A 24,538-nucleotide genomic window follows, 5' to 3' on the forward strand; every position below is an offset into this window, starting at 1 on the left:
AGGGCATGCCCGACGCCGACGCGGCCCCCGCCATGAGATACCTGGGCGGGTGGCCGCCGGGGCCCGGTGAAGGTGAGGCGCCCGAGATGGCCGAGGCCGCGAAGGACACACAGGCCGGCGAGAACTCCGTCGAGCTCGGGGGATACCGGCAGGAGCTGAAGCGGACGCTCGGCTCCTTCCAGGTGTTCGCGATCTCGTTCGCGTTCATCTCGGTGGCGGTGGGCGTCTTCGGGACCTACGACGACGTGCTGCAGAACGCGGGGCCGGTCGGGATCTGGCTGTGGCCCATCGCGGCGGTGGGACAGACGCTGGTGGCCTTGGTGGTCGCCCAGCTCGCGGCCCGCATCCCGCTCAGCGGCTCGTCCTACCAATGGGCCTCGCGGCTGGCCAGCCCGAAGGTCGGCTGGGGGTTCGGCTGGCTGACCTTCTGTTACCTGGTGATCGCGGTCGTGGCGGTCGACAACGCACTCGCGAGCCAGGCCTTCATGCCGCTCGCCGGGATCCAGCCCGACGAAGGCACCGCGCGTGTGATCACGCTGGTGGTGCTGCTCCTCCAGGCCGTGCTCGCCGTGGCCTCGACGCGCATCGTCAGCATGATCAACGCGAGCGCCGTGGGGCTCGAACTGGTGCTGGTCGTGGTGGTGGCGATCGCGCTCTTCATCGCCGTGCCGATCACGGGCCACGGCACGGCCGGCAACCTCACCTCGCGCGGTGTCACCGAGAACGCCCCGGACTATTTCGCCGTGGGCGGCGGGCTGATGCTCGCGATGATCATGGGCCTGGCCACGCTCGTCGGCTTCGACGCCGCGGCGAACCTGGCCGAGGAGGCCAAGGACCCCTATCGCAGTGTCCCGCGCGCGATCGTGGGATCCGTCGTGGCCGCCGGGCTGCTGGGCATGCTGTTCCTGATCGCGCTCACGGTCGCGATCGACGACATCCCACGGATCACCGTCAGCGGTTCGCCGGTCGCGGCGATCATGCGCGAACAGCTCGGTCCGGTGATGGAGAGAACGCTGCTGGTCGCGATCGCCTTCGCGTTCTTCGGTGCCGGGATGGTGGTGATGGCCGCGTGCTCGCGGATCGTCTTCGCGATGTCGCGCGACGCGCGCTTCCCTGCCCACGGGCTGATGCGAGGGGTCAGCCCCCGCACGCATACGCCGGTCCCGGCGACGGTCCTGATCTTCCTCGTCGGAGTCGTCCTGATGGCCGCGCTGCCGGGCGCCGCACTGCTGAAGCTGATCACCGCGTCGACGATCCTCCCGGCGGCCATCTACGGCTCGACGATCGTCCTCTACCTGGTGGTGCGCCGACGGCTGGACCGTAAAAAGGGCGCGTTCCACCTCGGGTGCTTCGAACTGCCGGTCGCGATCTGCGCGCTGCTGTGGTCGGTCGTCTCGCTCTGCGTGCTGGTGGCGCCCCCGGAGGCGCTGGTCCCCGTCCTGATCGTGGTGGGTCTGCTCCTCGTGGGCGGGCTCTTCTTCCTGGGCATGCTGATCTTCGACCGGGAGGTGCTGGAGACCGAGCCCGGAGAGGTGAGCGTCTTTGAGCACTGAGCTCGTTCGGCGGTGCGGCTCCCGGGCCGGGCGGGCTGCCGACGTGCGGGGCCGCCGGCCCGCACCGTTCGCGCCCTGATGGATCACCCGCCGGGCGGAGCACGGTCCGGTGGGCGAGGCTGGGCCTGGAGGTGGGTCATGGAACAGGTGCGGGCAGACGTGTGCGTGGTGGGCGCCGGGTTCGCCGGACTCGCAGCCGCGAGACGACTGGTCCAGGCCGGCCACGAGGCGGTGGTGGTCGAGGCGAGGGACCGGGTGGGCGGGCGGGTGTGGAACCGTGAACTTCCCGACGGGACCGTGGTGTCGGCCGGCGGGACCTGGCTGGGCAAGGGGCAGGACCGGATGTTCCAGCTCTGCCGGGAACTGGGACTTGAGGTGTACCGCCAGTACGAGCAGGGCGAGCACATCCTGCGCCTCGACGGAGTCAACCACCGCTACCACGGCGCCCTCCCCGCCACCGGCCCCAAGACCCTCCTCGCCCTCGGCCTGGCGCTGGCGCGGCTGCAACTGATGACGCGGCGCCTCCCGGCGGATGCCCCGTGGTCCGCCCGGGGCGCCCGGGCGTGGGACTCCCGCACCCTCGGACAGTGGCTCTCCGACCCGCGCAATGTGCCCTCGGCCACCGCCCGCACCCTGCTCAGATCGACCATGAACCTGCTGTTCTGCGCCGACCCGGCGGAGGTATCGCTGCTGGGCGCCCTCACCCTGGCCCGGGGCGGCGGCGGTTTCGGCTACTACACCGACACCAGAAAAACCGAATCCCACCTCGTGGACGGCGGAGCACCCGAAGTGGCGAGGCGGATGGCCGCGCACCTGGGGCCAAGGGTGCATCTGTCCAGCCCCGTTCAGCGGATCGCCCACGACGCCACCGGCATCGAGGTGGTTTCCCCCTCGCTCACCGTACGGGCGCAGCGGGTGATCGTGGCGACGCCCCCGGTGCTGGCGGGGCGGATCGCCTTCGATCCGCCGCTTCCCGCGCGCCACCGCCATCTGCTGCAGCGGGTGGTACCGGGGGCGGTCATCCGGGTGCACACGGTGTACCCACAGCCGTTCTGGCGCGAGCAGCACCTGTCGGGACAGACCTTCGCACCCCGGTCGCCCGTCCCGATCACCATCGACCAGACGCCGAGGCCGGGACGGCCGGGAGTGCTCAGCAGTTACGCGTTCAGCGCCGGAGCCCTGCGCCTGGGGCGCCTGGACCCGGCCCGGCGGCGGGAGATCTGGCTGGACGCGCTGACCGAGCGGTTCGGTCCGGAGGCACGTCACCCCGCCCAGTACCTGGAGACCGACTGGTCCTCCCAACAGTGGTCACTGGGCGGGATGATCGGCTACTTCCCGCCGGGCACCCTGACCAACTACGGCAGCGCGCTGCGCGAACCGGTGGGCCGGATCCACTGGGCCAGTACCGAGTCGGCCACGCTGATGCACGGCCTGATGGAGGGAGCGGTGCGCTCCGGCGAGCGAGCCGCCCAGGAAGTCCTGGTCGCGCTGTCCCGCGCCCGGCACACCGTCGGCCTGCCGGACCGTTCTCCCTGACCGCCGGCTCCGACCCGCCTGCCCTGACCCCGATTGCCCGGCCCGGGCATCTCGAAGCGGCTGGCTCGCACTGGCCCTGCCGAAGTCGCCGAGTCAGGCTGACCGTCGAGACCCAGGGGCTAGACCCAGGTTCGCGGGGAACGTGGGCACACGGCCGGCACCGACGTCGTGGTACCGCGCCCACTGCGGCTCGATGGAACCCCGCGGCCCTCGCCTGTCCGCCCCTCTGCGTGCCGACGTCAAAGGAACCGCTCGGCGAACGGAAGGACGACCATCATCACGAGTACGGCGGCTGCCGCGACCGCCGCACCCACGGACAGTCTGCTGAGCAGCCACAGCAGTGCACCCCAGGGTTGCGGATTCGCGCCCAGCCGTGTGCCCTTCCCGAAGGAGACCCGCAGAGGCATCAGGCACAAGAAGAGCAACAGCGCGGCCGCGCCGCTCACGATGACGAAGAGGACCGCGAGATCCATCGCGGCACGCGATGAAAGGGGCTGGGTGTAACCGCCGTCGGACCGGCGCTGCAGCCGTATGGCGCTGTCGTCGATGCGCGCGACCTCGTAGGCGCGTGCCGAGGTATCGGTGAAGGTGCCCTTCAGCGAGACGAACGTGCCGGTGCAATCGCGTCTGCTGTACTTTCCGCTGACGGTGACGTGGCAGTGGGCCGCGGTGAGGGTGCCCGGAGTGCCGGCCAGGGCCGCGCGATAGGCGAACGGGCCCCAGACCAAGGACACCAGCCATGCAGCAAGGGCGATCACGCCGGTGGCGAGGAGCAGGCCGAAGAGGGTCAGTGGCAGGCTGGGCGACAGGCCGGGCTTCTCTTTCATTCCTGCGTTATATCCGCTGTCCGCCAAGTGCCCCGGCGGTCGCATCGCGGATCTGTACACGACATTGACGCGCGCGCCTCCGTGATGCTGCGCGGGTGCCGGGCCGGCGTTCGGCACCGGCTCCGGCAGTGACTTCGCGCGCCGACAGGACTGGCCCCGCCTACGGAGGGCCCAGCCCCGCTGAGTACCGTGGCCGGCCTGCCCCGGTGGCGTGGAACGCAGCGGGAGGCAGAGCACCGGACCGCGGCGAACCCGGCCGGAGACAGTTCCCGCCGCTTCGGGCCGCAGCCGCTCGCTCAACCGGCGGCAGCGCCGAACCACCGGGGCAGCCGGCGGAGCAGATCCTGCTGATCGTCACCCACCCACGCCACATGGCCGTCCGGCCGCAGCAGCGCCGCCGGCACGTCCAGTTCCTCGCTGACGTCGACGACGTGGTCGACGCGATCCGCCCAGCCCGCCACCGACAGCCGGCCGGTCTGATCGAGCAGCAGTCCGCGGCCGCCGTGCATCAGCTCGTAGAGGCGCCCCTGCTTCAGCTGCACGTCCCGCAGCCGCCGGCCGAGCAGTTCGTGGCCCTCGCCGAAGTCGTAGCGGACCCCGACCGCGGTGATCATCCCGGTCACGTACCGGTTCACCTCCTCGAAGTCCATCAGCTTCGAGAACAGCTCCCGCAGCGCGGTCGCCCCCGGACCGGTCCCCAGCAGCGTCATCTGGGCACGGGTGCTGTCCAGCACGGCTGCGCCCACCGGGTGCCGTTCGGCGTGGTAGCTGTCCAGCAGCCCCTCCGGCGCCCGGCCGCCGACCTCGGCGGCCAGCTTCCAGCCGAGGTTGAACGCGTCCTGCACGCCGAGGTTGAGCCCCTGCCCGCCGGTCGGCGGGTGGATGTGCGCCGCATCGCCGGCCAGCAGGACCCGGCCCACCCGGTAGTGCTCGGCCTGCCGGGTGGCGTCGCCGAACCGGGACAGCCAGCGCGGCGAGTGCACCCCGAAGTCGGTGCCCGCGGTCGCCCGCAGCTGCTGCTTGAACTCCTCCAGGGTCGGCGCGGTCGCACGGTCCTCGGCCACCCCGTCGGCGGGCACGATGACGCGGCACACCCCGTCCTGCCTGGGGGCGACGCCGAACCGCAGCTGGGTCGTGCGTACTTCCTCGACGACGGCGGCGACCGTCGCCGGATCCTCGGCCACCTCCATCTCACCCAGCAGCGTCTCGGTGGTGGCGGGCTCACCGGGGAAACCGACCCCGAGCAGCTTGCGCACCGCACTGCGGCCGCCGTCGCACCCGACGACGTAGCGCGCACGCAGGTGCCTGCCTCTCCCGGCGGCTACGCCCCCATGGCCGGGGGGACCCCCACCGGCCACGCCCACCGTGCCGGGGAGCCCCCCACCGGCCAGGCCCTCATGGGCGGAGGCATCCCCGCTCGCCAGCTCGACGGTCACCCCGTCCTCGTCCTGGCTCAGCCCGGCCACTTCGCAGCCGCGCCGGATCTCGGTACCGAGTTCGACGGCACGCTCGTGGAGCAGCCGCTCGGTGACCGGCTGCGGGACGGCGAGGGCGTACGGGTGAGCCGTTTCCAGCCGGTCCGGCCACGCCTTCATGATGCCGCCGAAAAGCCCGCCGGCCCGGAACTTCTCACTGACCGCGAGGAACCGGTCCAGGAGGCCGCGCTGGTCCATCAGCTCGACGCTGCGCGCGTGCAGCCCCTGCCCGCGGGACTCCCCGGTCGGCTCGGCCAGCTTCTCCAGCACGACCACCCGCACGCCGTGCAGCCGCAGCTCGCAGGCCAGCATCAAGCCGGTCGGCCCGCCGCCGACCACGATCACGTCAATCATCAAACGCCCCGTTCCACGAGAGGGAATTTCGGCCAACTGCCCGCGCGGTCCGGCGGCGCGCACACCCGCCCCTCCGCCCCTCCGCGCCGAGTCCCCGGAACCGCTGCATCGACCTACGCCGACAACCGCCCACGCACGTCGCGAATCTACGATTTCCGCAGGTCCTGGCCTTGGCCGAACATTCTGCGGCACCCCCCGGGCCTTGCCGCAAGCCCCCCGGTGCGCTATAAGTTGAAAGTGGCAAGGAGTGGGAAATCTCCTTGCCTTTGTCTTTTGCTGACGGTGCCCGTGCCGGTGCCGGTGGTGAAGGCCGGAAGGGCAAGCCCGTCGGCGAAGACGCCCGTTCCCGCGGCCGCACAGCGCTAGCTTTGTGCCCATGATCGTATGGCTCAACGGCACTCACGGAGTGGGCAAGACGACGACCGGTGCACTCGTGCAGCAGCTGATCCCGGATTCACGGGTGTTCGACGCCGAGAAGGTCGGCGAGACACTCATGGACATCACGCCGGGGCTGCCCGGGACGGACAACTTCCAGCACTGGCCGCCGTGGCGGCCGCTCGTGGTCGAGACCGCCCGCCGCGTACTCGACTACACCGGCGGCACTCTGGTGATGCCCATGACCGTCCTGGTCGAGCAGTACTGGCGCGAGATCAGCACGGGCCTCGCCCACCATGCCATTCCGGTACGGCACTTCGTCCTCCACGCCGACCAGGACACCCTCCGCGGGCGCATCGCGGGCGACACTGTTCTTGGCCCCGACTCCCCGTTCCGTCTCAAGTACCTTGAGCCCTACGCCGAGGCGGCCCGCGCGTGGCTGCACGGCGAGGCCGAGGTCGTCGACACCACGCACCTCACGCCCGCCCAGGCCGCCCTGCAGGTCGCGGAGGCCGTCAAGAGCTGAGGTCCGCCCGCTGAGCGGAAAACCAAAGATCGCCACAGGGCGGCGGGCCGCCCGGGCCGCCCGCCCGGGCGGCCCGGGGCGCGAACAGGCCCACCGCGACCGGCCCCATCACGGCCCGGAACAGGGCGTGGGCGAGCGGCAAAGAGGCGGCGGCCACCGTCACGCCGTATCCGGTGACCAGCAGGCCGACCGCTGACAGGGGCACGTGAAGGCTCTCGGAGATGAGCTCCAGGAGGCCGATCGGCAGGTTCTCCGCAGTGTTGAAGGTGAAGGCGGCCAGCATCAGGGCCACGAGCGCCGCCGGTCCGTGCCAGGGAGCCGGTTGCCCGGTGATCGCCCGGACCCTCCCGTCCCTCGCCGGTCGCTCCTCGTCGGTGGCGCCGTCCCTGGAAGCAGCCCACCGGGCGCACACCTCCCGCCGCAACTCAATTCATGGCCGGTCTCACCGCATCCCCTCCGCACGCCCTTCCGCATCCGCACTCCGACCCATTGCATAAAACTGCCGCTATCCGTATAGTCATGCCATCAAGGAGGAGAGGTCCATGACGGTACGAGCAGCAGTGGCCGGTGCGAGCGGGTATGCGGGTGGTGAAGTGCTGCGCCTGCTTCTGGGGCACCCGGAGGTGGAGATCGGGGCGCTGACCGGGCACTCCAACGCCGGGCAGCGCCTGGGCGGGCTGCAGCCGCATCTGGCCCCGCTGGCGGACCGCGAGCTCCAGCCGACCTCCGCCGAGGTGCTGGCCGGGCACGACGTCGTCTTCCTCGCGCTGCCGCACGGCCAGTCCGCCGCGGTCGCCGAGGAGCTGGGGCCGGATGTGCTGGTCGTCGACTGCGGCGCCGACTTCCGGCTCAGCGATTCCGCCGACTGGGAGGCCTTCTACGGCTCGGCCCACGCCGGGACCTGGCCGTACGGCCTTCCGGAGCTGCCCGGGGGCCGCGCCGCGCTCCAGGGGACCCGGCGCATCGCGGTCCCGGGCTGCTACCCCACCGCCGTCTCGCTCGCCCTGTTCCCCGCCTACGCGGACCGGCTCGCCGAGCCCGAGGCCGTGATCGTCGCGGCCACCGGCACCTCCGGCGCCGGCAAGGCCCTCAAACCGCATCTGCTGGGCTCCGAGGTCATGGGCTCGATGAGCCCGTACAGCGTCGGCGGCGGGCACCGGCACACCCCCGAGATGATCCAGAACCTGAGCGCGGTGGCCGGCGAGCGGATCAGCGTCTCCTTCACCCCGACCCTGGCCCCCATGTCGCGTGGCATCCTCGCCACCTGCTCGGCGAAGGCGAAGCCCGGTGTGGACGCCGGTGCCGTACGGGCCGCGTACGAGAAGGCGCTGGCCGACGAGCCGTTCCTGCGGCTGCTGCCCGAGGGCCAGTGGCCGTCGACCGCCGCCGTGTACGGCTCCAACACCGCCCAGGTCCAGGTGACACTCGATGCCGCAGCCGGCCGGATCATCGCGATCAGCGCCCTCGACAACCTCACCAAGGGGACCGCGGGCGGCGCGGTGCAGAGCATGAACATCGCCCTCGGCCTCCCCGAGGAGACCGGGCTTTCGAAGGTCGGGGTGGCTCCGTGACACGGACGGACCCGGGCCAGCACAGCGTGACCGGCGGGGTGGCCGGCGAAGCGACGGAGGAGAAGAAGCAGTGAGCGTCACGGCAGCACAGGGGTTCACGGCGGCGGGCATCGCCGCCGGGCTCAAGGAGAACGGAAACCCGGACCTCGCCCTCGTGGTGAACAACGGGCCGCGACTGGCCGCCGCCGGTGTCTTCACCTCCAACCGCGTCAAGGCCGCACCGGTCGTCTGGTCCGAGCAGGTCCTCAAGGGCGGCACGGTCTCCGCCGTCGTCCTCAACTCCGGTGGTGCCAACGCCTGTACGGGCCCGCTCGGCTTCCAGGACACCCACGCCACCGCGGAGAAGGCCGCCGAGGTGCTGGGGCACAACGCCGGCGAGGTGGCGATCGCCTCCACCGGGCTGATCGGCCTGCGGCTCCCGATGGACAAGCTGCTGCCCGGAGTCGAGCGGGCCGCGGCGGAACTGACCGAACACGGCGGCGAGAAGGCCGCCATCGCCATCAAGACCACCGACAGCGTGCACAAGACCGCCCAGGTCACCGTCGGGGACACCACCCGGCCCCAGGCCGGTGGAGGCTGGACCGTCGGCGGGATGGCCAAGGGCGCCGGCATGCTTGCCCCGGGCCTGGCCACCATGCTCGTCGTGCTGACCACCGACGCCGATCTGCCGGCCGCCGACCTCGATACGGCACTGCGCGACGCGACCCGCACCACCTTCGACCGGGTCGACTCCGACGGCTGTATGTCGACCAATGACACGGTGCTGCTGCTCGCCTCGGGCGCCTCCGGCGTCGTACCGGACACCGCCGCGTTCGCCGAGGCGGTGCGCACGGTCTGCGCCGACCTGGCCCGGCAGCTGATCGGGGACGCCGAGGGCGCCAGCAAGGACATCCGCATCGAGGTCGTGGGCGCGGCCGGCGAGGACGACGCGGTCGAGGTCGGCCGCTCCATCGCCCGCAACAACCTCCTCAAGTGCGCCATCCACGGCGAGGACCCCAACTGGGGCCGGGTGCTCTCCGCCATCGGCACCACCTCCGCCGTCTTCGAGCCCGACCAGCTCAATGTCGCCATCAACGACGTCTGGGTCTGCAAGAACGGCTCGGTGGGCGAGGACCGCGACCTGGTCGACATGCGCTACCGGGAGGTACGCATCACCGCCGACCTCGCGGCCGGCACCGAGTCCGCGGTCATCTGGGCCAACGACCTGACCGCCGACTACGTCCACGAGAACAGCGCGTACTCCTCATGAGCGAGCGCATCCATCACCGGCGCGTGCCGGGCTCCCGGCACGCCCCCAGAAGCGAGGCCGCAGCATGAGCGAGCGAATCATTCAAAGGTGCGTGCCGTACTCACAGCCCGCCGAGCGGAGCGAGGCCGGCGCATGAGTACCCGCAAACACACCGCGCTCCCCAAGGCCCGGACCCTCATCGAGGCGCTGCCCTGGCTGACCCGGCACCACGGCAAGACCGTCGTCATCAAGTTCGGCGGCAACGCCATGGTCGACGAAGAGCTCAAGCGGGCCTTCGCCCAGGACGTGGTCTTCCTGCGGCACGCCGGACTGCGCCCCGTCGTCGTGCACGGCGGCGGCCCGCAGATCAGCGCCCAGCTGGACCTGCTCGGCCTGGAGTCCGAGTTCAAGGGCGGCCTGCGGGTCACCACGCCCGAGGCGATGAACGTCGTACGGATGGTGCTGGCCGGCCAGGTGCAGCGCGAGCTGGTGGGGCTGCTCAACGAGCACGGTCCGCTCGCCGTCGGCATGACCGGCGAGGACGCCCATCTGATGACCGCGACCAAGCACTTCGCCGATATCGACGGCGAGCAGGTGGACATCGGCCGGGTCGGCGAGATCACCGGCATCGACCCCGGGGCCGTCCACGCCCTCCTGGAGGACGGCCGGATCCCGGTCATCTCCTCGATCGCCCGCAGCAGCGACGAGGGCGATGCCTCCGGTGTCTTCAACGTCAACGCCGACACCGCCGCGGCCGCGCTGGCCGCGGCCCTCGGCGCCGAGACGCTGATGGTGCTCACCGACGTCGAGGGGCTGTACGAGGACTGGCCCCAGAGCGACGAGGTGATCTCCCGCCTCACCGCCACCGAACTGGAAAAGCTGCTGCCCGACCTGGCCAGCGGCATGGTCCCCAAGATGCGGGGCTGTCTGCACGCCGTCCGCAACGGCGTCCACACCGCCCGGGTCATCGACGGGCGGGTCCAGCACTCGATTCTGCTGGAGATCTTCACCGACGAAGGAATCGGCACGATGGTCGTGCCGGACGCGAACACGATCGAGGGGGCGACATGAGCGACGCGGCACACCGCCACGGCCCGGTGACCAACGCAGGCCTCACCGGCCGCTGGCAGGGCGCCATGATGGACAACTTCGGCACCCCCCGTATCCCGCTCGTCCGGGGCGAGGGCGCCAAGGTGTGGGACGCCGACGGCAAGGAGTACCTGGACTTCCTCGGCGGCATCGCGGTCAACGCCCTCGGCCACGCCCACCCCGCGGTGGTCCGCGCCGTCTCCGACCAGGTCGCCACCCTCGGTCATGTCTCGAACTTCTTCGTCACCGAGCCCACCGTGGCCCTCGCCGAGCGCCTGCTCGCGCTGGCCGGACGCCCCGGCCGGGTCTACTTCTCCAACTCCGGAGCCGAGGCCAACGAAGCCGCCTTCAAGATCGGCCGGCTGACCGGGCGCCGCCATATGGTCTCCACGGCCGGCGGCTTCCACGGCCGTACCATGGGCGCCCTCGCCCTCACCGGCCAGCCCGCCAAGCAGGCGCCGTTCGCACCGCTGCCCGGCGATGTCGACTACGTCCCGTACGGGGACGTCGACGCGCTCCGGGCCGCCGTCACCACCGACACCGCCTTCGTCATCCTGGAGCCCGTCCAGGGCGAGAACGGCGTCATCGTCCCGCCGCCCGGCTACCTCCGGGCCGCCCGCGAGATCACCGCCGCCACCGGCACCCTGCTGGTCCTGGACGAGATCCAGACCGGCATCGGCCGGACCGGACACTGGCTGGAGTCCCAGGCGCAGGGCATCGAGGCCGACGTCGTCACCCTCGCCAAGGGCCTGGGCGGCGGTCTGCCGATCGGCGCCACGCTGGCCTTCGGCCCGGCCGCCGACCTGCTCACGCCCGGTTCGCACGGCTCGACCTTCAGCGGCAACCCGGTCGTCTGCGCCGGCGCCCTCGCCGTCCTGGACACCATCGAGGCCGACGGCGTCCTGGAGAACGTCAAGCGGGTCGGCGAACGGCTGAGGAACGGAACCGAGGCCCTGGGCCACCCGTTGGTCGGCCAGGTCCGCGGTGCGGGCCTCCTCCTGGGTATCGTCTTGACGGAGCCGCTCGCGCCACAGGTGCAGCAGGCGGCTCAGGACGCGGGCCTGCTGGTGAACGCGGTCGCGCCGGACGTCATCCGGCTCGCCCCGCCGCTGATCGTCTCCGACGACGAAGCGGAAGTGTTCCTCCACAAGCTTCCCGGCGTCCTGAACACGGTCCTCCAAGGGGCCGACGGGGAACGACGAGCCGGAGACTGACGACAACGATGACCGAGCCGCAGGACAAAGAGGCGCAGGACAACGAGGCGCAGGACAACGAGGCGCAGAACGGCGGCCAGGCCGTACCGCAGACCCGCACCGCCCGCCACCGCCGGATCGTGGACATCCTCAACCGGCTGCCGGTCCGCTCCCAGAGCCAGCTCGCCAAGCTGCTCGCCGACGACGGCCTGTCCGTCACCCAGGCGACGCTCTCGCGCGATCTGGACGAGCTGGGCGCGGTGAAGATCCGCAACACCGGCGGCGAGCTGATCTACGCGGTGCCCAGCGAGGGCGGCGACCGCAAGCCGCGGGCGCCGCTGGGGGAGTCGGCCAAGGAGGAGCGGATGCGCCGCCTCTCCGGCGAACTCCTCATCTCCGCCGAGGCCTCCGCCAACCTCGTGGTCCTGCGCACCCCGCCGGGCGCCGCCCAGTTCCTGGCCTCGGCCATCGACCAGGCAGAACTCCACGACATCCTCGGCACCATCGCGGGCGACGACACCCTGATGCTCATCAGCCGCGACCCGGCGGGCGGCCAGGCCCTCGCCGACCATCTGCTGCGCCTGGCGCAAAAGGCGCACTGACACCGCCCGCGCCGCTCCCCGCGCCTCGCGTCACCCCGGGGAGCGAACCGCCCCGCCCCCGGCGGCGGCCGTGCGCACCGTGCACCATCCCACCCGAGCCACCCGCTGCCTGCCGAACCCCATACGGCAGGATGGCAGTTCGCGCCGGGACGTCCGCGGATGTCCCGGCGCCTACGCAGCCCTAGAGACGAGCAGGTGGCATGGTGACGAGACATCACATCCGGCTGATAGCAAGGCCGCTCCTTCCGGCCGCAGGGGGAGCCGGCCGGTGAACCGCGCTGTGACACTGCACGATCTGATCGTGGCCGGGGCCGCGCTGGCGGCCGGCATCGTGGCGGGTCTGCTGCTGCGGGTCGCCCTGCGGTGGCTGGGCAAACACGCCCTCAAAACCCGGTGGAGCGGGGACGACATCCTCGTCGACGCGCTGCGGGCGGTGGTGCCCTGGGCGGCGGTCACCGGCGGTCTGGCGGCGGCGGCCGCGGCGCTGCCGCTGACGGAGGCGGTCGGACGCACCGTCAACCGGACGCTGATGGTGCTGCTCATCCTGGTCGTCACGCTCACCGCGGCCCGGGTGATCACCGGAGTGGTGAAGTCCTTCGCGCAGTCCCGGTCCGGGGTGGCCGGATCGGCGACCATCTTCGCCAACATCACCCGCATCATCGTCCTGGCGATGGGTTTCCTCGTCGTCCTGCAGACCCTGGGCATCTCCATCGCCCCGCTGCTCACCGCCCTGGGCGTGGGCGGCCTCGCCGTCGCCCTGGCCCTTCAGGACACCCTCGCCAACCTCTTCGCGGGCGTGCACATCCTCGCCTCCAAGACGGTGCAGCCCGGTGACTACATCCGGCTCAGCAGTGGCGAGGAGGGCTATGTCGTCGACGTCAACTGGCGGAACACCGTGGTGCGCCAGCTCTCCAACAACCTGGTGATCATCTCCAACGCCCAGCTGGCCGGCACCAACATGACCAACTTCACCCGGCCGGAACAGAAGTTGACGATCCTGGTGCAGGTGGGTGTCGGTTACGACAGTGACCTCGACCATGTCGAGCGGGTCACCACCGAGGTCGTCGAGAGCGTGATGAAGGACGTCGACGGCGGCGACCCCGACCACGAACCGGCCGTCCGCTTCCACACCTTCGGCGACTCCAGGATCAGCTTCACGGTGATCCTGGGCGTCGGCGAGTTCAGCGACCAGTACCGGATCAAGCACGAGTTCATCAAGCGCCTGCACCAGCGTTACCGGGCCGAGGGCATCCGCATCCCCTCCCCGGCCCGGACCGTGGCACTGCAGAAGCCGGAAGAGATCGCGATACCGCACCAGCGGGATGTCTCGGCCGCGGTCCCGCCGGTGCCGTAGCCCCGCGGCCGCGAGCCCGGCCGCGAGCCCGGCCGCGAATCCGGCCGCCCCGCGCGGGTCTTCCCCCCCCCGGGGCGGCCGGGCTCGCACCTCGCCTGGCCTCGCCTCAGCTCAGCCGTCACGTCGCTCTTCCCGCGGAACGACCACCGTCAGCCGCCCGGGGACGTCGCAGAGCCAGTGGCCCGGCCCGTTGTCCGGCCGCAGCACATAGACGCCCCCGCGCACATCGCTGACGATGCCGGTCCGGCCGGTGCCCTCGTCGTGCACCAGATCGCCCACCCAGGGCTTGTCCGCACCCTTCACCGGCCGTCCTTCCTGTGCAGTTCGCCCCAGACCCGCTTGCCCCAAGGGAGCCGGTCGGTACCCCAGGCGGCCGTCAGTCCGGCCAGCAGCACGAGGCCCCGCCCGCTGTCGTCCTCGTTCCCCGGCGGGCGGTGCCGTGGAGGGGCCTTCGACTTGTCCACCACCCCGATCCGCACCGTTCCCGGGCCGGGGCGGCTGACGACCAGCCGGATCACCTCGCTCCGTGCGTGCTGCACGGCATTGGTCACCAACTCGGAGACCACCAAGGCTCCGTCGTCGGCCAGTTCCTCCAGGCCCCAGGCAGTCAGTGCGCAGCGCACCAGACGGCGGGCGACGGCCACGCTCTCGGGTCTGCGCAGCAGCGTTTCGCTGTATCCGGGGTGTCCGGTGGGGCGGGATGCGGTCATGGCCATCGGGACCTCGTCGGTGGTGGGCCAATCTTCTTCGAGCCGCTGTAACGTCCTGGACGACGGCTACGCTCCAGTCAACGAGCGTCACGCCACGTGTCCAAGGGTGTGCAAGGGAGCAACGCGTTTAACGCGTTTAGGCGTTGGCCGCATCGCCTGGCTGGGGTTGGGCGGGGCCGCGTCATCAGGGAGGAGGTCGGATGGGTGACTCAGGCGGACGGCAACGCACGCGTAACACCCTGCTCCAAGACGTGATCAAGGCGGCTGGGGTGACGTACGAGACGCTGGCCCGTTCGGTGCGTTCCATCGCAGGTGAGGCCGGGGACGGTGTGCGTACGAACCGCTCCGCCATCGCCCACTGGGTGGCCGGGGCTACGCCCTCCGAACCCACTGCGCGCTACTTGGCCGAGGCCCTCTCGCGTCGACTCCGCAGACCGGTCACGTTGAGCGAGATCGGGCTCGCTGTCACTTCCTCGGAAGACGCGCCCGCCTGGCGTCTGGATACGCTGGCAGCGCTCAACGAGTTGGGGAGAGACGACTTGGACATAGGGCGCAGGCGTGCCCTCACCGCCGCCGCATACTCAGTTGCCGCGCTGACTGTGCCCGGTCCCGCGTGGTGGACGCAGAAGGCCGAGCGCTCCACCGTGTCTTCCATGGCGAACCGTCCCAAGGTCGGCCGCCGGGACCTGGTGGCCGTCCGCGACATGGCGGCCATGTTTTCCCGCGTCGACCAGCGGCACGGCGGTGGTCACGCCCGCACGGCAGTGGTCCAGTACCTCACGACCGATGTTGCCGCTTACCTGAACGGCCACTTCACGGACGGCAGTGTCCGGCGGGAGATGTTCTCCGCCGCCGGTGAACTGGCCTACCTGTCCGGTTGGATGGCATTCGACAGCGCTGAACACTCGCTCGCGCAGCGCTACTTCACGACTGCGGTGAGCTTGGCGGCAGAGGCCGGTGACGCGCCTATGGCGGGGCACGTCCTCCGGGCCATGGCTCACCAGGCGGTGGACCTCGGGCACCCGGGCCACGCCCTGAACGTTGCCGCGGCCTCGATGGATGGTGCCCGCTACGTTCTCGCGACCCCACGTGAGCGCGCACTGCTGGGTGTCGTCCATGCCCGCGCGCTGGCGGCTGCCGGACAGAAGAAGGCCGCCGTCGCCGCGTTGCTCCGCGCCGAGGATGACCTGTCGTCCGCTCGCCCCGGCGACGAGGATCCGGCCAGGGTGTTTTTCTTCAGCGAGGCCAGCCTCGCGCATGAGACCGCGTGTACTCTGCGCGACATCGGGGATCTGAACGGCGCACAGCAGCAGTTCCGACGCAGCGTCCGTACCCGCGCTGCCTCCTCGTTCACCCGCACGCACGCCGTGACCCTTGGATATCTCGGTGCCGTCCAGGCGAGGCAGGGAGCCATGGAGGAAGCCTGCGCCACCTGGTCGCGTGCCTTGGACTCCATGGACGGTATTCGTTCGGCGCGCGCTCGCCGTACTGCCTTGGACATGCGTCGTGCCCTGTCGCCCGTACGCGGGCGCGGTATCCCCACGGTGGCCGAACTCGATCACCGTGCTGCTGCTTACCTTGCCGAGACCGCCTGACCGCCCGTCCCGTCCACTTCTCCGAGGAGTTCAGCCCCCATGACAGAAGAGTTCAAGGTCGTGCCCGTCGCCCACGTGGTGGGTGGACGCGCCGAGCCCACGGATGACTACTGGGGTGGTACCCGCTCCGTCATCCGTATCGACCCGGAGCAGTTCACCGAGGAGTCGGTCGTCGGTCTGGATGCCTTCTCCCACCTCGAGGTCGTCTTCCGCTTCCACCTGACCGACCCCACCGATCTGCACCCGGAGCCCCGGCACCCCCGCGGCAACCCCGACTGGCCGGCCGGCGGCATCTTCGCTCACCGCAACATGCGCCGAGTGAATTGGCTGGGCGTTTCGCGGTGCCGCCTGGTCAAGGTGGATGGCCTGGATCTGCACGTGGAAGCGCTGGATGCCGTGGATGGCACACCGGTGCTGGACATCAAGCCGTGGTTCAGCGTGATGGGACCGCAGGGCGAGGTGCGCGAGCCCGGCTGGCCCTCGGAGATGCTGGCCGACTACTACGCCGACCCTCGCGCGTAAGGCGCTCTCCCGCAGAAAACGATCGAGGGCCTTGTTCCCGCCGAAGCGGGGACAAGGCCCTGACCTGGGCTCTAAGCCCTTACTGCACCGTCGGGACGACAGGATTTGAACCTGCGACCCCTTGACCCCCAGTCAAGTGCGCTACCAAGCTGCGCCACGTCCCGGTGCTCGTGCCGGCCGGAGGACTCCCGGCCGGGGCGTGCAGAAGAAAAATACCCTGTCCGGGGCCATGAATCCAAAGCGGGTCCCTCACCGTGCCCTTTCGGGCCTCCTGCAGGGCGTGCGCTTACGTGATTCGATACGCATATGGGTGATATGTCGGCAAAGGACGCCCTCCGGGTGCGCCGGGTCTACGAGCCGCCGGAGCCGGCGGACGGGTCCCGGGTGCTGGTCGACCGGCTGTGGCCGCGCGGGCTGTCCAAGGCGGATGCGCAGCTCACCGAGTGGTGCAAGGACGTGGCGCCCTCGTCGGAGCTGCGCCGCTGGTTCCGTCACGAGGGACCGCGGTTCGCGGAGTTCGCCGAGCGGTACCGCGAGGAGCTGGCGCGGGAGGCGGCGCAGCCGGTGCTGGAGGGGCTGCGGGAGCGGGCCGCGCAGGGGCCGCTGACGCTGCTGACGGCCACGAAAGACGTGTCGGTGAGTCATGTGAACGTCCTGATCGAGGTGCTGCGAGAGGGGTTCTGAGGGGTCCGCCGCGCCGGTGGCCCGCCCGTTGACCTGCGTGTTCATCGTCCCGTTGACGAAACATACGGTGGAGTGCATACTTATACCCATCAGCGTATGCACCGTAAGGAGAAACCCGTGACCGAGCGCGTCGTACTCGCCTACTCGGGCGGCCTGGACACCTCTGTCTGTATCGGCTGGATCGCCGAGGAGACGGGCGCCGAGGTCATCGCCGTTGCCGTGGACGTCGGCCAGGGCGGCGAGGACCTGGACGTCATCCGCAAGCGTGCGCTCGACTGCGGTGCGGTCGAGGCCGAGGTCGCGGACGCCAAGGATGAATTCGCCGACGAGTACTGCCTCCCGGCGATCAAGGCCAACGCCCTGTACATGGACCGCTACCCGCTGGTCTCCGCGCTCTCGCGGCCGACCATCGTCAAGCACCTGGTCGCCGCCGCGAGGAAGCACGGCGCCACCACCGTCGCCCACGGCTGCACCGGCAAGGGCAACGACCAGGTCCGCTTCGAGGCCGGTATCTCCTCCCTCGCCCCCGACCTGAAGTGCATCGCCCCGGTCCGTGACTACGCGATGACCCGGGACAAGGCGATCGCGTTCTGCGAGGAGAAGAACCTCCCGATCGCGACCACCAAGAAGTCGCCGTACTCCATCGACCAGAACGTCTTCGGGCGGGCCGTGGAGACGGGCTTCCTGGAGGACATCTGGAACGCGCCGATCGAGGACGTGTACGAGTACACGGAGAACCCGGCCGTCCAGCGGGAGGCCGACGAGGTCGTCATCACCTTCAAGGAGGGCGTCCCGGTCGCGATCGACGGCAAGCCCGTCACCGTCCTGCAGGCCATCCAGCAGCTCAACGAGCGGGCCGGCGGCCAGGGCATCGGCCGGATCGACATGGTCGAGGACCGGCTGGTCGGCATCAAGTCCCGTGAGGTGTACGAGGCGCCCGGCGCCATCGCGCTGATCACCGCGCACCAGGAGCTGGAGAACGTCACCGTCGAGCGCGAACTGGCCCGCTACAAGCGCCAGGTCGAGCAGCGCTGGGGCGAGCTGGTCTACGACGGCCTGTGGTTCTCGCCGCTCAAGCGCGCCCTGGAAGGCTTCATCAACGAGGCCAACCAGCAGGTCACCGGCGACATCCGGATGACCCTGCACGGCGGCCGCGCGGTGGTCACCGGCCGGAAGTCCGACCAGTCGCTCTACGACTTCAACCTCGCGACGTACGACACCGGCGACACCTTCGACCAGTCGCTCTCGAAGGGCTTCATCGAGCTCTTCGGCATGTCGAGCAAGATCGCGGCCAAGCGCGACCTGGCCTGAGCCCGTCTCGTTATCTCCGTACGACGGCCCGCCTCCCCGCCCCCGCGGCGGGGGTACCCCCTGGTCCTCAGGCCCAGGGGGAGGTCGCGTATCCGAAGCAGCCTTGAGGAGCAGCAGTGAGCAGCAACAGCGGTGACGTCCGGCTCTGGGGCGGCCGGTTCGCCGACGGTCCGGCAGAGGCGCTGGCCCAGCTGTCGGCGTCGGTCCACTTCGACTGGCGGCTGGCCCCGTACGACATCGCCGGCTCCCGTGCGCACGCCCGGGTGCTCCACAAGGCGGGCCTGCTCACCGAGGACGAGCTGACCCGCATGCTCGCCGGGCTCGACCAGCTCGCCTCGGACGTCGCCGACGGCTCCTTCACCGGCACCATCGCCGACGAGGACGTCCACACCGCCCTGGAGCGCGGGCTGCTGGAGCGGCTGGGTCCGGACCTCGGCGGCAAGCTGCGGGCCGGCCGGTCGCGCAACGACCAGGTCGCCACGCTCTTCCGGATGTACCTGCGCGACCACGCCCGGATCGTCGGCGGGCTGATCGCCGACCTCCAGGAGGCGCTGGTCTCCCTCGCCGAGACCCACCCGGACGTCGCGATGCCGGGCCGCACCCACCTCCAGCACGCCCAGCCGGTGCTCTTCGCCCACCATGTGCTGGCGCATGTGCAGTCGCTGTCCCGGGACGCGGAGCGGCTGCGGCAGTGGGACGACCGCACCGCAGTCTCCCCGTACGGCTCGGGTGCGCTGGCCGGTTCCTCGCTCGGCCTCGACCCGGAGGCGGTCGCGGCCGACCTCGGCTTCGAGCACGGCTCGGCCGGCAACTCCATCGACGGCACGGCCTCCCGTGACTTCGTCGCGGAGTTCGCCTTCATCACGGCGATGATCGGGGTGAACCTCTCCCGGATCGCGGAGGAAATCATCCTCTGGAACACGAAGGAGTTCTCCTTCGTCACGCTCCACGACGCCTTCTCGACCGGCTCCTCGATCATGCCGCAGAAGAAGAACCCGGACATCGCGGAACTGGCGCGGGGCAAGTCGGGGCGTCTCATCGGCAATCTGACCGGTCTGCTGGCGACGCTCAAGGCGCTGCCGCTCGCCTACAACCGTGACCTCCAGGAGGACAAGGAGCCGGTTTTCGACTCCTGTGACCAACTGGAGGTGCTGCTCCCGGCGTTCACCGGCATGATGGCCACGCTGACCGTCAACCGTGAGCGGATGGAGGAGCTGGCCCCGGCCGGTTTCTCGCTGGCCACCGACATCGCGGAGTGGCTGGTCAAGCAGGGCGTGCCGTTCCGGGTGGCGCACGAGGTCGCCGGTGAGTGCGTCAAGGAGTGCGAGGCGCACGACATCGAGCTCGACCAGCTCACCGACGAGCAGTTCGCCAAGATCTCCCCGCATCTGACCCCCGAGGTCCGCGGCGTCCTCAACGTCCCCGGCGCGCTCGCCTCGCGCAGCGGCCGCGGTGGCACCGCGCCCTCCGCGGTGGCGGTTCAGCTCGCCGAGGTGCGGGCCGATCTGGTGAAGCAGCAGGAGTGGGCTGCGGCCAAGAAAGCCACCGAGCTGGCCTAGAGGGAGACACCTCCTGGTCACAGGAGTGTGTGACGGCGGCCCGTCCCCGGGAGAGAGACCCGGAGGCGGGCCGCCGTCGTGCGTGTGGCGAGGGTCATGTGAGACATCAACGTCTCATTCAGCTACTATGTGTCTCATGGCTGTGGATCGTGAACGGGTACTCAAGGAAGCCGCCGCGTTGCTCACGCGCCGGGCGTCGACGCCGATGGACGAGATCGCCCGCGCCGCGGGCATCAGCCGCGCGACGCTCCACCGGCACTTCGCCGGCCGGGACGCACTGATCAGGGCGCTGGAGGAGCACGGCATCGCACAGTTCGTGCAGGCGATGGACGCGGCGCGGCTGGAGGAGGGGGACGCCGCCGAGGCGCTGCGCCGGCTGATCGCCGAGGCCGAACCGGTCGCCGCCGTCCTGGCCTTCCTCTTCACCGAGAACCAGCTCTTCGAGGACGGCGAGATCAACGCCGGCTGGGCGGAGCTGGACGCCCGTATCTCCGCCCTCTTCCGCCGCGGCCAGGAAGAGGGCGGCTTCCGCATCGATCTGAGCGCCGCCTGGCTCACCGAGGCCTTCTACGGCCTGATCGGCGCCGGGGCCTGGGCCGTCCACGAAGGACGGGTCGCCCGCAATGACCTCAACCACTCGATCGCCGAGCTGCTGCTCGGCGGCATCCGACGGAGCATGGAGAAATGACCGAGACCATAGCGTCAGAACCGGCCGGCTCGGCTCATGTGGACGACCAGCCCCGGCCGGGACGCTGGCTCGCGCTCGCCGTCCTCGTCCTCGCCGTCCTGCTGGTCGGCGTCGACGCCACGGTCCTCGGCCTCGCCACCCCCTTCCTCAGCGAAGACCTCAAGCCGTCCGGGACGCAGCTGCTGTGGATCGGTGACATCTACTCCTTCGTCATCGCCGGTCTGCTGGTCTCCATGGGCAGCCTCGGCGACCGCATCGGCCGGAAGAAGCTGCTGCTGATCGGCTCGGTCGGCTTCGGCGCCATGTCGGTGCTCGCCGCGTACGCCACCACGCCGGAGATGATGATCGCCGCCCGTGCGCTGCAGGGCGTGGCCGGCGCCACGCTGATGCCGGCCACCCTGGCGCTCATCCGCAACCTCTTCCACGACCCCAGGGAACGCAGCCTGGCCATCGGCATCTGGGGCGCGATGGCCTCGGCCGGTATGGCGGTGGGGCCGGTCCTCGGCGGCTTTCTGCTGGGGCACTTCTGGTGGGGTTCGGTCTTCCTGATCAACCTGCCGGTGATGGCGCTCCTGGTGGCCGTCGGCGCCAGGGTCATCCCGGAGTCACGTAATCCGGACCCCGGCCCGTGGGACATCCCCAGCGTGCTGCTGACCCTGGTGGGCATCGTCGCCGTCGTCTACGCCATCAAGGAAGCAGCGGTGGAGGGCTACCGCTGGGACATCGCGCTGGCCGCCGTCCTCGGCGTGCTCGCCCTGTTCGTGTTCGTCCGGCGGCAGCTCACCCTCCCCTCGCCGCTGCTGAACATGAAGCTCTTTCACCACCGCGGCTTCTCCGGAGCGGTGCTGGCCGACCTGCTGACCATCCTCGGACTGTCCGGCCTGGTCTTCTTCCTCTCCCAGTTCCTCCAGATGGTGCAGCTGCGCTCGCCGCTCAATGCCGGGCTCACCGAACTCCCGGCCGCGATCGGTGCGGTGGGCGCCGGTCTGGCGGCCGGCTGGGTCGCCCGCCGGCTGTCCGTACGGATCGTGGTGGCCGGCGGCCTCGCCGTGGTCGGGCTCGCGCTCGTCGGCTGCACCACCCTGCACGGCGACACCGGCACCGCCGCACTGTGCCTGATCCTCTTCGTCGTCGGCATCGGCGCCGGTTTCTCGTTCACCGTCACCGCCGATGTGATCCTCTCCAGCGTCCCCAAGGAAGAGGCGGGAGCCGCCTCCGCGGTCTCCGAGACGGCGTACGAACTGGGCGCCGCACTCGGCATCGCGCTGCTGGGTTCCATCGTGACCGGCATCTACCGAGGCTTCGCCGCCCCGCCCGGGATCCCGGCCCAGGCCGCGGACGCCGCCCGCGAATCGCTCGGCGGCGCCTTCGAGGCGGCCCGCCACCTCCCCGCCGACCAGGCCGCGGCACTGGTCAAGGCCGCCCAGCACTCCTTCGTCGCCGGGGTGGACGCCGCGGCCGCGGTGGGTGCGGCGGTCCTGCTGTCCGCCGCGGTGGCCGCCTGGTTCCTGCTCCGCGGCCAGGAGCTGGCCAACAGCTAGGGGGCGTCTCCCGCACTCCGGGGGCCTGCGAGACCGGGGGGACCCCCGGGCCGATCCCCCGGACGGCGGGCACCCACCGCGCCTCAGGGCGTGTCCTGTGGATCACGGAGCCGTGCACCGGCCATGATCCACGGGACACGCCCTGGGGGCGACTGTCCCTCGCCTGTTCACGCCCGGTACGTGTGCTGGTGACCGGCCGTCCGGCGCGGCTCGCTTGACTCTCCCGTCGTCCCCCTACGGACGGCTCGTTCAGGAGAGTGACGCAGTGCGCGACATCGGACGACGCTCCTTCATCACCGCCGCGGGGGCCCTGGCCACCGCGAGCGCCATCGGCAGCAACGCCTACGCCACCGGCCACGCCCGCGACGCGGCCGGCGCCGACGAATACGTCGACGTCCAGCTCCTCAACATCACCGATCTGCACGGCTACCTGCAGGGCGCCCCGGGCGCCAACTCCCTCATCACCGGTGCCGGCGGAAAGACGTACACCGTGGGCGGCGTGGCCTATATGGCCGCCCACCTGGAGCGGCTGAGAGACGGCCGCGACAACTCGCTCTTCTTCGCCCCCGGCGACCTCTTCTCCGGCTGGGAGTTCGACGCCTCCTCCTTCGCCGACGAGCCCACCATCGAGGCGCTCAACGCCATGGGCATGGACTTCGCCTCGACCGGCAACCACGAGTTCGACAAGTCGGCGGCCTTCCTGACCTCGCACATGGGCGACGGCGACGCCTTCCCGGTCGTCGGCCGGGACGACGACTTCAAGGACTCCACCGGGCGCCGCTTCGAGGGCGCGAAGTTCCCCTACTACTGCGCCAACATGGTGTGGAACACGACCGGCGAGCCCGTACTGGCGCCGTACAACATCGAGTACGTGGACGCCGGCCGGGGCCGCCGGCTGGCGATCGGCTTCATCCATCTGACCGCCATCGGCACCGAGTCGTTCCCCGGCTCCTACCAGCCGGGACTGCGCACCCTCGACGAACTGGAGACCGCCAACCGCTGTGCCGCCGAGCTCAAGAAGCGCGGCGTCCATGCGATCGTGCTCAGCATGCACGACGGCGCGGTGGCCGGCAGCGACTTCTCCAGCGGCAAGAACCCCTCGGGACCCGCCTACGAACTGGCGCTGCGCGTCTCGCCCGACATCGATGCCATCGTCACCGGCCACTGGCACCGCGCCTTCACCATGATGCTGCCCGACCCCAACGGCGACCCCCGCCCCTTCGTCGAGGCCGGTTGCTACGGGCAGATCATCAACGAGATCAATCTCCGCCTCGACCCGGACACCGGAGCGGTGATCCGGGAGCTGACCACCTCCACCAACCACCCCAACACCCGCGATGTGACGCCGGATCCCGAGCTGCGCTCGATCGCCGGCTACTGGGCGGACTACGCCTCCCGCCGCGCCCGCACCAAGATCGGCACCCAGACCGCCTCCTTCACCCGGCGGCGCAACACGCTGGGGGAGTCCACCATGGGCAACCTCGTCGCCGACTGGGCGCTGTGGGCGGGCCGGCAGCCGCACGGCCCGATGGACGACCCCGCCGACCACCCCAACACCCCCGCGGACCTCGCCGTGATCGCGGTCGCCCCGCGCGTCGGCCAGGCGGTGATCGCCGGCGATCTGATCCGCAGCCAGGAGACCGACGGCACCGTCACCTTTGCCCAGGCCTGGAACTCCGTGGGCTTCGGCGACCCGATCCTGACCGTCACCGTCACCGGCCGGCAGATCCATGACGCGCTGGAGGAACAGTGGGCGCCGACCGCCGGCGGCGGCCTCGGCTTCTCACCGCTGGCGGTCTCCGCAAACGTCCGCTACACCTTCGACGCCGCGGGGCCGGTCGGCCGGCGGATCGACCCCGACGACGTCTTCATCGACGGCACCGCACTCGACACCGGCCGCCGCTACCGCCTCGCCGCCCCCTCGTACACCCTCATCAACCAGGACGGCTTCAGCGCTTTCACCGGCTTCACCGCACCGGTCCGGCACACCCGCGACTACGAGAGCTTCATCACCTTCGTCCGCACCAAGAAGCAGCTCACGCCCGCTCCGCTGAACCGGGTGCGGGTCAAGAACGCGGGGGTGCCCGGCGCCCGCACCGGCACCGTCACCCAGCGCCAGCAACTCCTGCAGGCCGACGGCAGTGTGGTACCGCGGCCCGAGGCGGCGCTGCGTACGGCGCTGACCGGCGGCGCCGAGGGCCAGCGCGCCCCCGGCGGCTTCCGGGTGCCCTGCTGACCCGGGGCG

The 24,538-nt window shown here is 70.8% G+C and carries 21 protein-coding genes, 1 tRNA gene and 1 pseudogene; 17 read left to right on the forward strand and 6 right to left on the reverse strand.

What is annotated here, in order from left to right; all coding sequences use genetic code 11:
• Positions 1-86 precede the first annotated feature (86 nt).
• Both OHS81_RS30205 and OHS81_RS30210 read left to right on the forward strand, forming a co-directional pair.
• Positions 87-1,553 (forward strand): APC family permease, encoded by a 1,467-nt coding sequence (locus tag OHS81_RS30205; protein ID WP_328388448.1) that lies wholly within the window; start codon positions 87-89, stop codon positions 1,551-1,553.
• A gap of 138 nt (positions 1,554-1,691) precedes the next feature.
• Positions 1,692-3,089 (forward strand): flavin monoamine oxidase family protein, encoded by a 1,398-nt coding sequence (locus OHS81_RS30210; RefSeq protein ID WP_328388450.1) that lies wholly within the window; start codon positions 1,692-1,694, stop codon positions 3,087-3,089.
• A 239-nt stretch (positions 3,090-3,328) separates the two neighbouring features.
• On the opposite strand, the gene OHS81_RS30215 is transcribed toward OHS81_RS30210, so the two are convergent.
• Together OHS81_RS30215 and OHS81_RS30220 are read right to left on the reverse strand one after the other, a co-directional pair.
• The gene (locus OHS81_RS30215; protein WP_328388452.1) at positions 3,329-3,916 is read right to left on the reverse strand and encodes a hypothetical protein; all 588 of its coding nucleotides are present in this window, start codon (positions 3,914-3,916) and stop codon (positions 3,329-3,331) included.
• A 296-nt stretch (positions 3,917-4,212) separates the two neighbouring features.
• Positions 4,213-5,745: an FAD-dependent monooxygenase gene (locus OHS81_RS30220; RefSeq protein ID WP_328388454.1), complete on the reverse strand. Its 1,533-nt coding sequence runs from the start codon at positions 5,743-5,745 to the stop codon at positions 4,213-4,215.
• A gap of 376 nt (positions 5,746-6,121) precedes the next feature.
• On the opposite strand from OHS81_RS30220, the gene OHS81_RS30225 reads away from it, so the two are divergent.
• Complete coding sequence (locus tag OHS81_RS30225; RefSeq protein WP_328388456.1) at positions 6,122-6,646, forward strand: ATP-binding protein; 525 nt, start codon at positions 6,122-6,124, stop codon at positions 6,644-6,646.
• A 76-nt stretch (positions 6,647-6,722) separates the two neighbouring features.
• Here the strand turns inward: OHS81_RS30225 and OHS81_RS30230 are convergent.
• Positions 6,723-6,929 (reverse strand): annotated as a pseudogene (locus OHS81_RS30230) (MFS transporter); the annotation flags it as partial.
• A gap of 259 nt (positions 6,930-7,188) precedes the next feature.
• On the opposite strand from OHS81_RS30230, the gene argC reads away from it, so the two are divergent.
• The 6 genes from argC (at position 7,189) to OHS81_RS30260 (ending at position 13,683) form a co-directional block, all read left to right on the forward strand.
• Positions 7,189-8,217, forward strand: coding sequence for an N-acetyl-gamma-glutamyl-phosphate reductase (argC, locus tag OHS81_RS30235; protein WP_328388458.1), 1,029 nt, complete (start codon positions 7,189-7,191; stop codon positions 8,215-8,217).
• A 70-nt stretch (positions 8,218-8,287) separates the two neighbouring features.
• Positions 8,288-9,466 (forward strand): bifunctional glutamate N-acetyltransferase/amino-acid acetyltransferase ArgJ, encoded by a 1,179-nt coding sequence (gene argJ, locus OHS81_RS30240; RefSeq protein WP_328388460.1) that lies wholly within the window; start codon positions 8,288-8,290, stop codon positions 9,464-9,466.
• A 132-nt stretch (positions 9,467-9,598) separates the two neighbouring features.
• Positions 9,599-10,516 carry an acetylglutamate kinase gene (gene argB, locus OHS81_RS30245; RefSeq protein WP_328388461.1) on the forward strand — a complete coding sequence of 306 codons (918 nt, stop codon included), beginning with the start codon at positions 9,599-9,601 and terminating at the stop codon, positions 10,514-10,516.
• Positions 10,513-11,748: an acetylornithine transaminase gene (locus OHS81_RS30250; protein ID WP_328388463.1), complete on the forward strand. Its 1,236-nt coding sequence runs from the start codon at positions 10,513-10,515 to the stop codon at positions 11,746-11,748. The genes argB and OHS81_RS30250 overlap by 4 nt, the downstream gene beginning before the upstream one ends.
• 8 nt (positions 11,749-11,756) lie before the next feature.
• A complete protein-coding gene (locus tag OHS81_RS30255; RefSeq protein ID WP_328388465.1) occupies positions 11,757-12,329 on the forward strand; it encodes an arginine repressor in 573 nt (190 codons plus the stop codon).
• A gap of 268 nt (positions 12,330-12,597) precedes the next feature.
• A complete protein-coding gene (locus OHS81_RS30260) occupies positions 12,598-13,683 on the forward strand; it encodes a mechanosensitive ion channel family protein (RefSeq protein WP_328388467.1) in 1,086 nt (361 codons plus the stop codon).
• A 111-nt stretch (positions 13,684-13,794) separates the two neighbouring features.
• Here the strand turns inward: OHS81_RS30260 and OHS81_RS30265 are convergent, their stop codons facing one another.
• Positions 13,795-13,986: a hypothetical protein gene (locus tag OHS81_RS30265; RefSeq protein WP_328388469.1), complete on the reverse strand. Its 192-nt coding sequence runs from the start codon at positions 13,984-13,986 to the stop codon at positions 13,795-13,797.
• A complete protein-coding gene (locus OHS81_RS30270; protein ID WP_328388471.1) occupies positions 13,983-14,399 on the reverse strand; it encodes an ATP-binding protein in 417 nt (138 codons plus the stop codon). The genes OHS81_RS30265 and OHS81_RS30270 overlap by 4 nt, the downstream gene beginning before the upstream one ends.
• A gap of 194 nt (positions 14,400-14,593) precedes the next feature.
• Here OHS81_RS30270 and OHS81_RS30275 point away from each other — a divergent pair, with 194 nt between their 5' ends.
• Together OHS81_RS30275 and OHS81_RS30280 are read left to right on the forward strand one after the other, a co-directional pair.
• Positions 14,594-15,988 carry a Tat pathway signal protein gene (locus tag OHS81_RS30275; RefSeq protein WP_328388473.1) on the forward strand — a complete coding sequence of 465 codons (1,395 nt, stop codon included), beginning with the start codon at positions 14,594-14,596 and terminating at the stop codon, positions 15,986-15,988.
• Between the two features lie 39 nt (positions 15,989-16,027).
• Positions 16,028-16,510: an SAM-dependent methyltransferase gene (locus OHS81_RS30280; RefSeq protein WP_328388475.1), complete on the forward strand. Its 483-nt coding sequence runs from the start codon at positions 16,028-16,030 to the stop codon at positions 16,508-16,510.
• 90 nt (positions 16,511-16,600) lie between these two features.
• Here OHS81_RS30280 and OHS81_RS30285 read toward each other — a convergent pair.
• Positions 16,601-16,674: transfer RNA gene (locus OHS81_RS30285), tRNA-Pro, on the reverse strand.
• 142 nt (positions 16,675-16,816) lie between these two features.
• On the opposite strand from OHS81_RS30285, the gene OHS81_RS30290 reads away from it, so the two are divergent.
• From OHS81_RS30290 to OHS81_RS30315, 6 genes are all read left to right on the forward strand, one after another.
• Positions 16,817-17,194 (forward strand): DUF488 domain-containing protein, encoded by a 378-nt coding sequence (locus tag OHS81_RS30290; RefSeq protein ID WP_328388477.1) that lies wholly within the window; start codon positions 16,817-16,819, stop codon positions 17,192-17,194.
• Positions 17,195-17,311: 117 nt separating this feature from the next.
• Complete coding sequence (locus OHS81_RS30295; protein ID WP_328388479.1) at positions 17,312-18,505, forward strand: argininosuccinate synthase; 1,194 nt, start codon at positions 17,312-17,314, stop codon at positions 18,503-18,505.
• 116 nt (positions 18,506-18,621) lie between these two features.
• Positions 18,622-20,064 (forward strand): argininosuccinate lyase, encoded by a 1,443-nt coding sequence (gene argH, locus OHS81_RS30300; RefSeq protein ID WP_328388481.1) that lies wholly within the window; start codon positions 18,622-18,624, stop codon positions 20,062-20,064.
• A gap of 136 nt (positions 20,065-20,200) precedes the next feature.
• Complete coding sequence (locus tag OHS81_RS30305) at positions 20,201-20,752, forward strand: TetR/AcrR family transcriptional regulator (RefSeq protein ID WP_328388483.1); 552 nt, start codon at positions 20,201-20,203, stop codon at positions 20,750-20,752.
• Complete coding sequence (locus tag OHS81_RS30310; protein ID WP_328388485.1) at positions 20,749-22,293, forward strand: MFS transporter; 1,545 nt, start codon at positions 20,749-20,751, stop codon at positions 22,291-22,293. The genes OHS81_RS30305 and OHS81_RS30310 overlap by 4 nt, the downstream gene beginning before the upstream one ends.
• 265 nt (positions 22,294-22,558) lie before the next feature.
• The gene (locus tag OHS81_RS30315) at positions 22,559-24,529 is read left to right on the forward strand and encodes a bifunctional metallophosphatase/5'-nucleotidase (protein ID WP_328388486.1); all 1,971 of its coding nucleotides are present in this window, start codon (positions 22,559-22,561) and stop codon (positions 24,527-24,529) included.
• The last annotated feature ends 9 nt before the right edge of the window (positions 24,530-24,538 follow it).

The organism is Streptomyces sp. NBC_00400, from assembly GCF_036048035.1.
Taxonomy (GTDB): Bacteria; Actinomycetota; Actinomycetes; order Streptomycetales; family Streptomycetaceae; genus Streptomyces.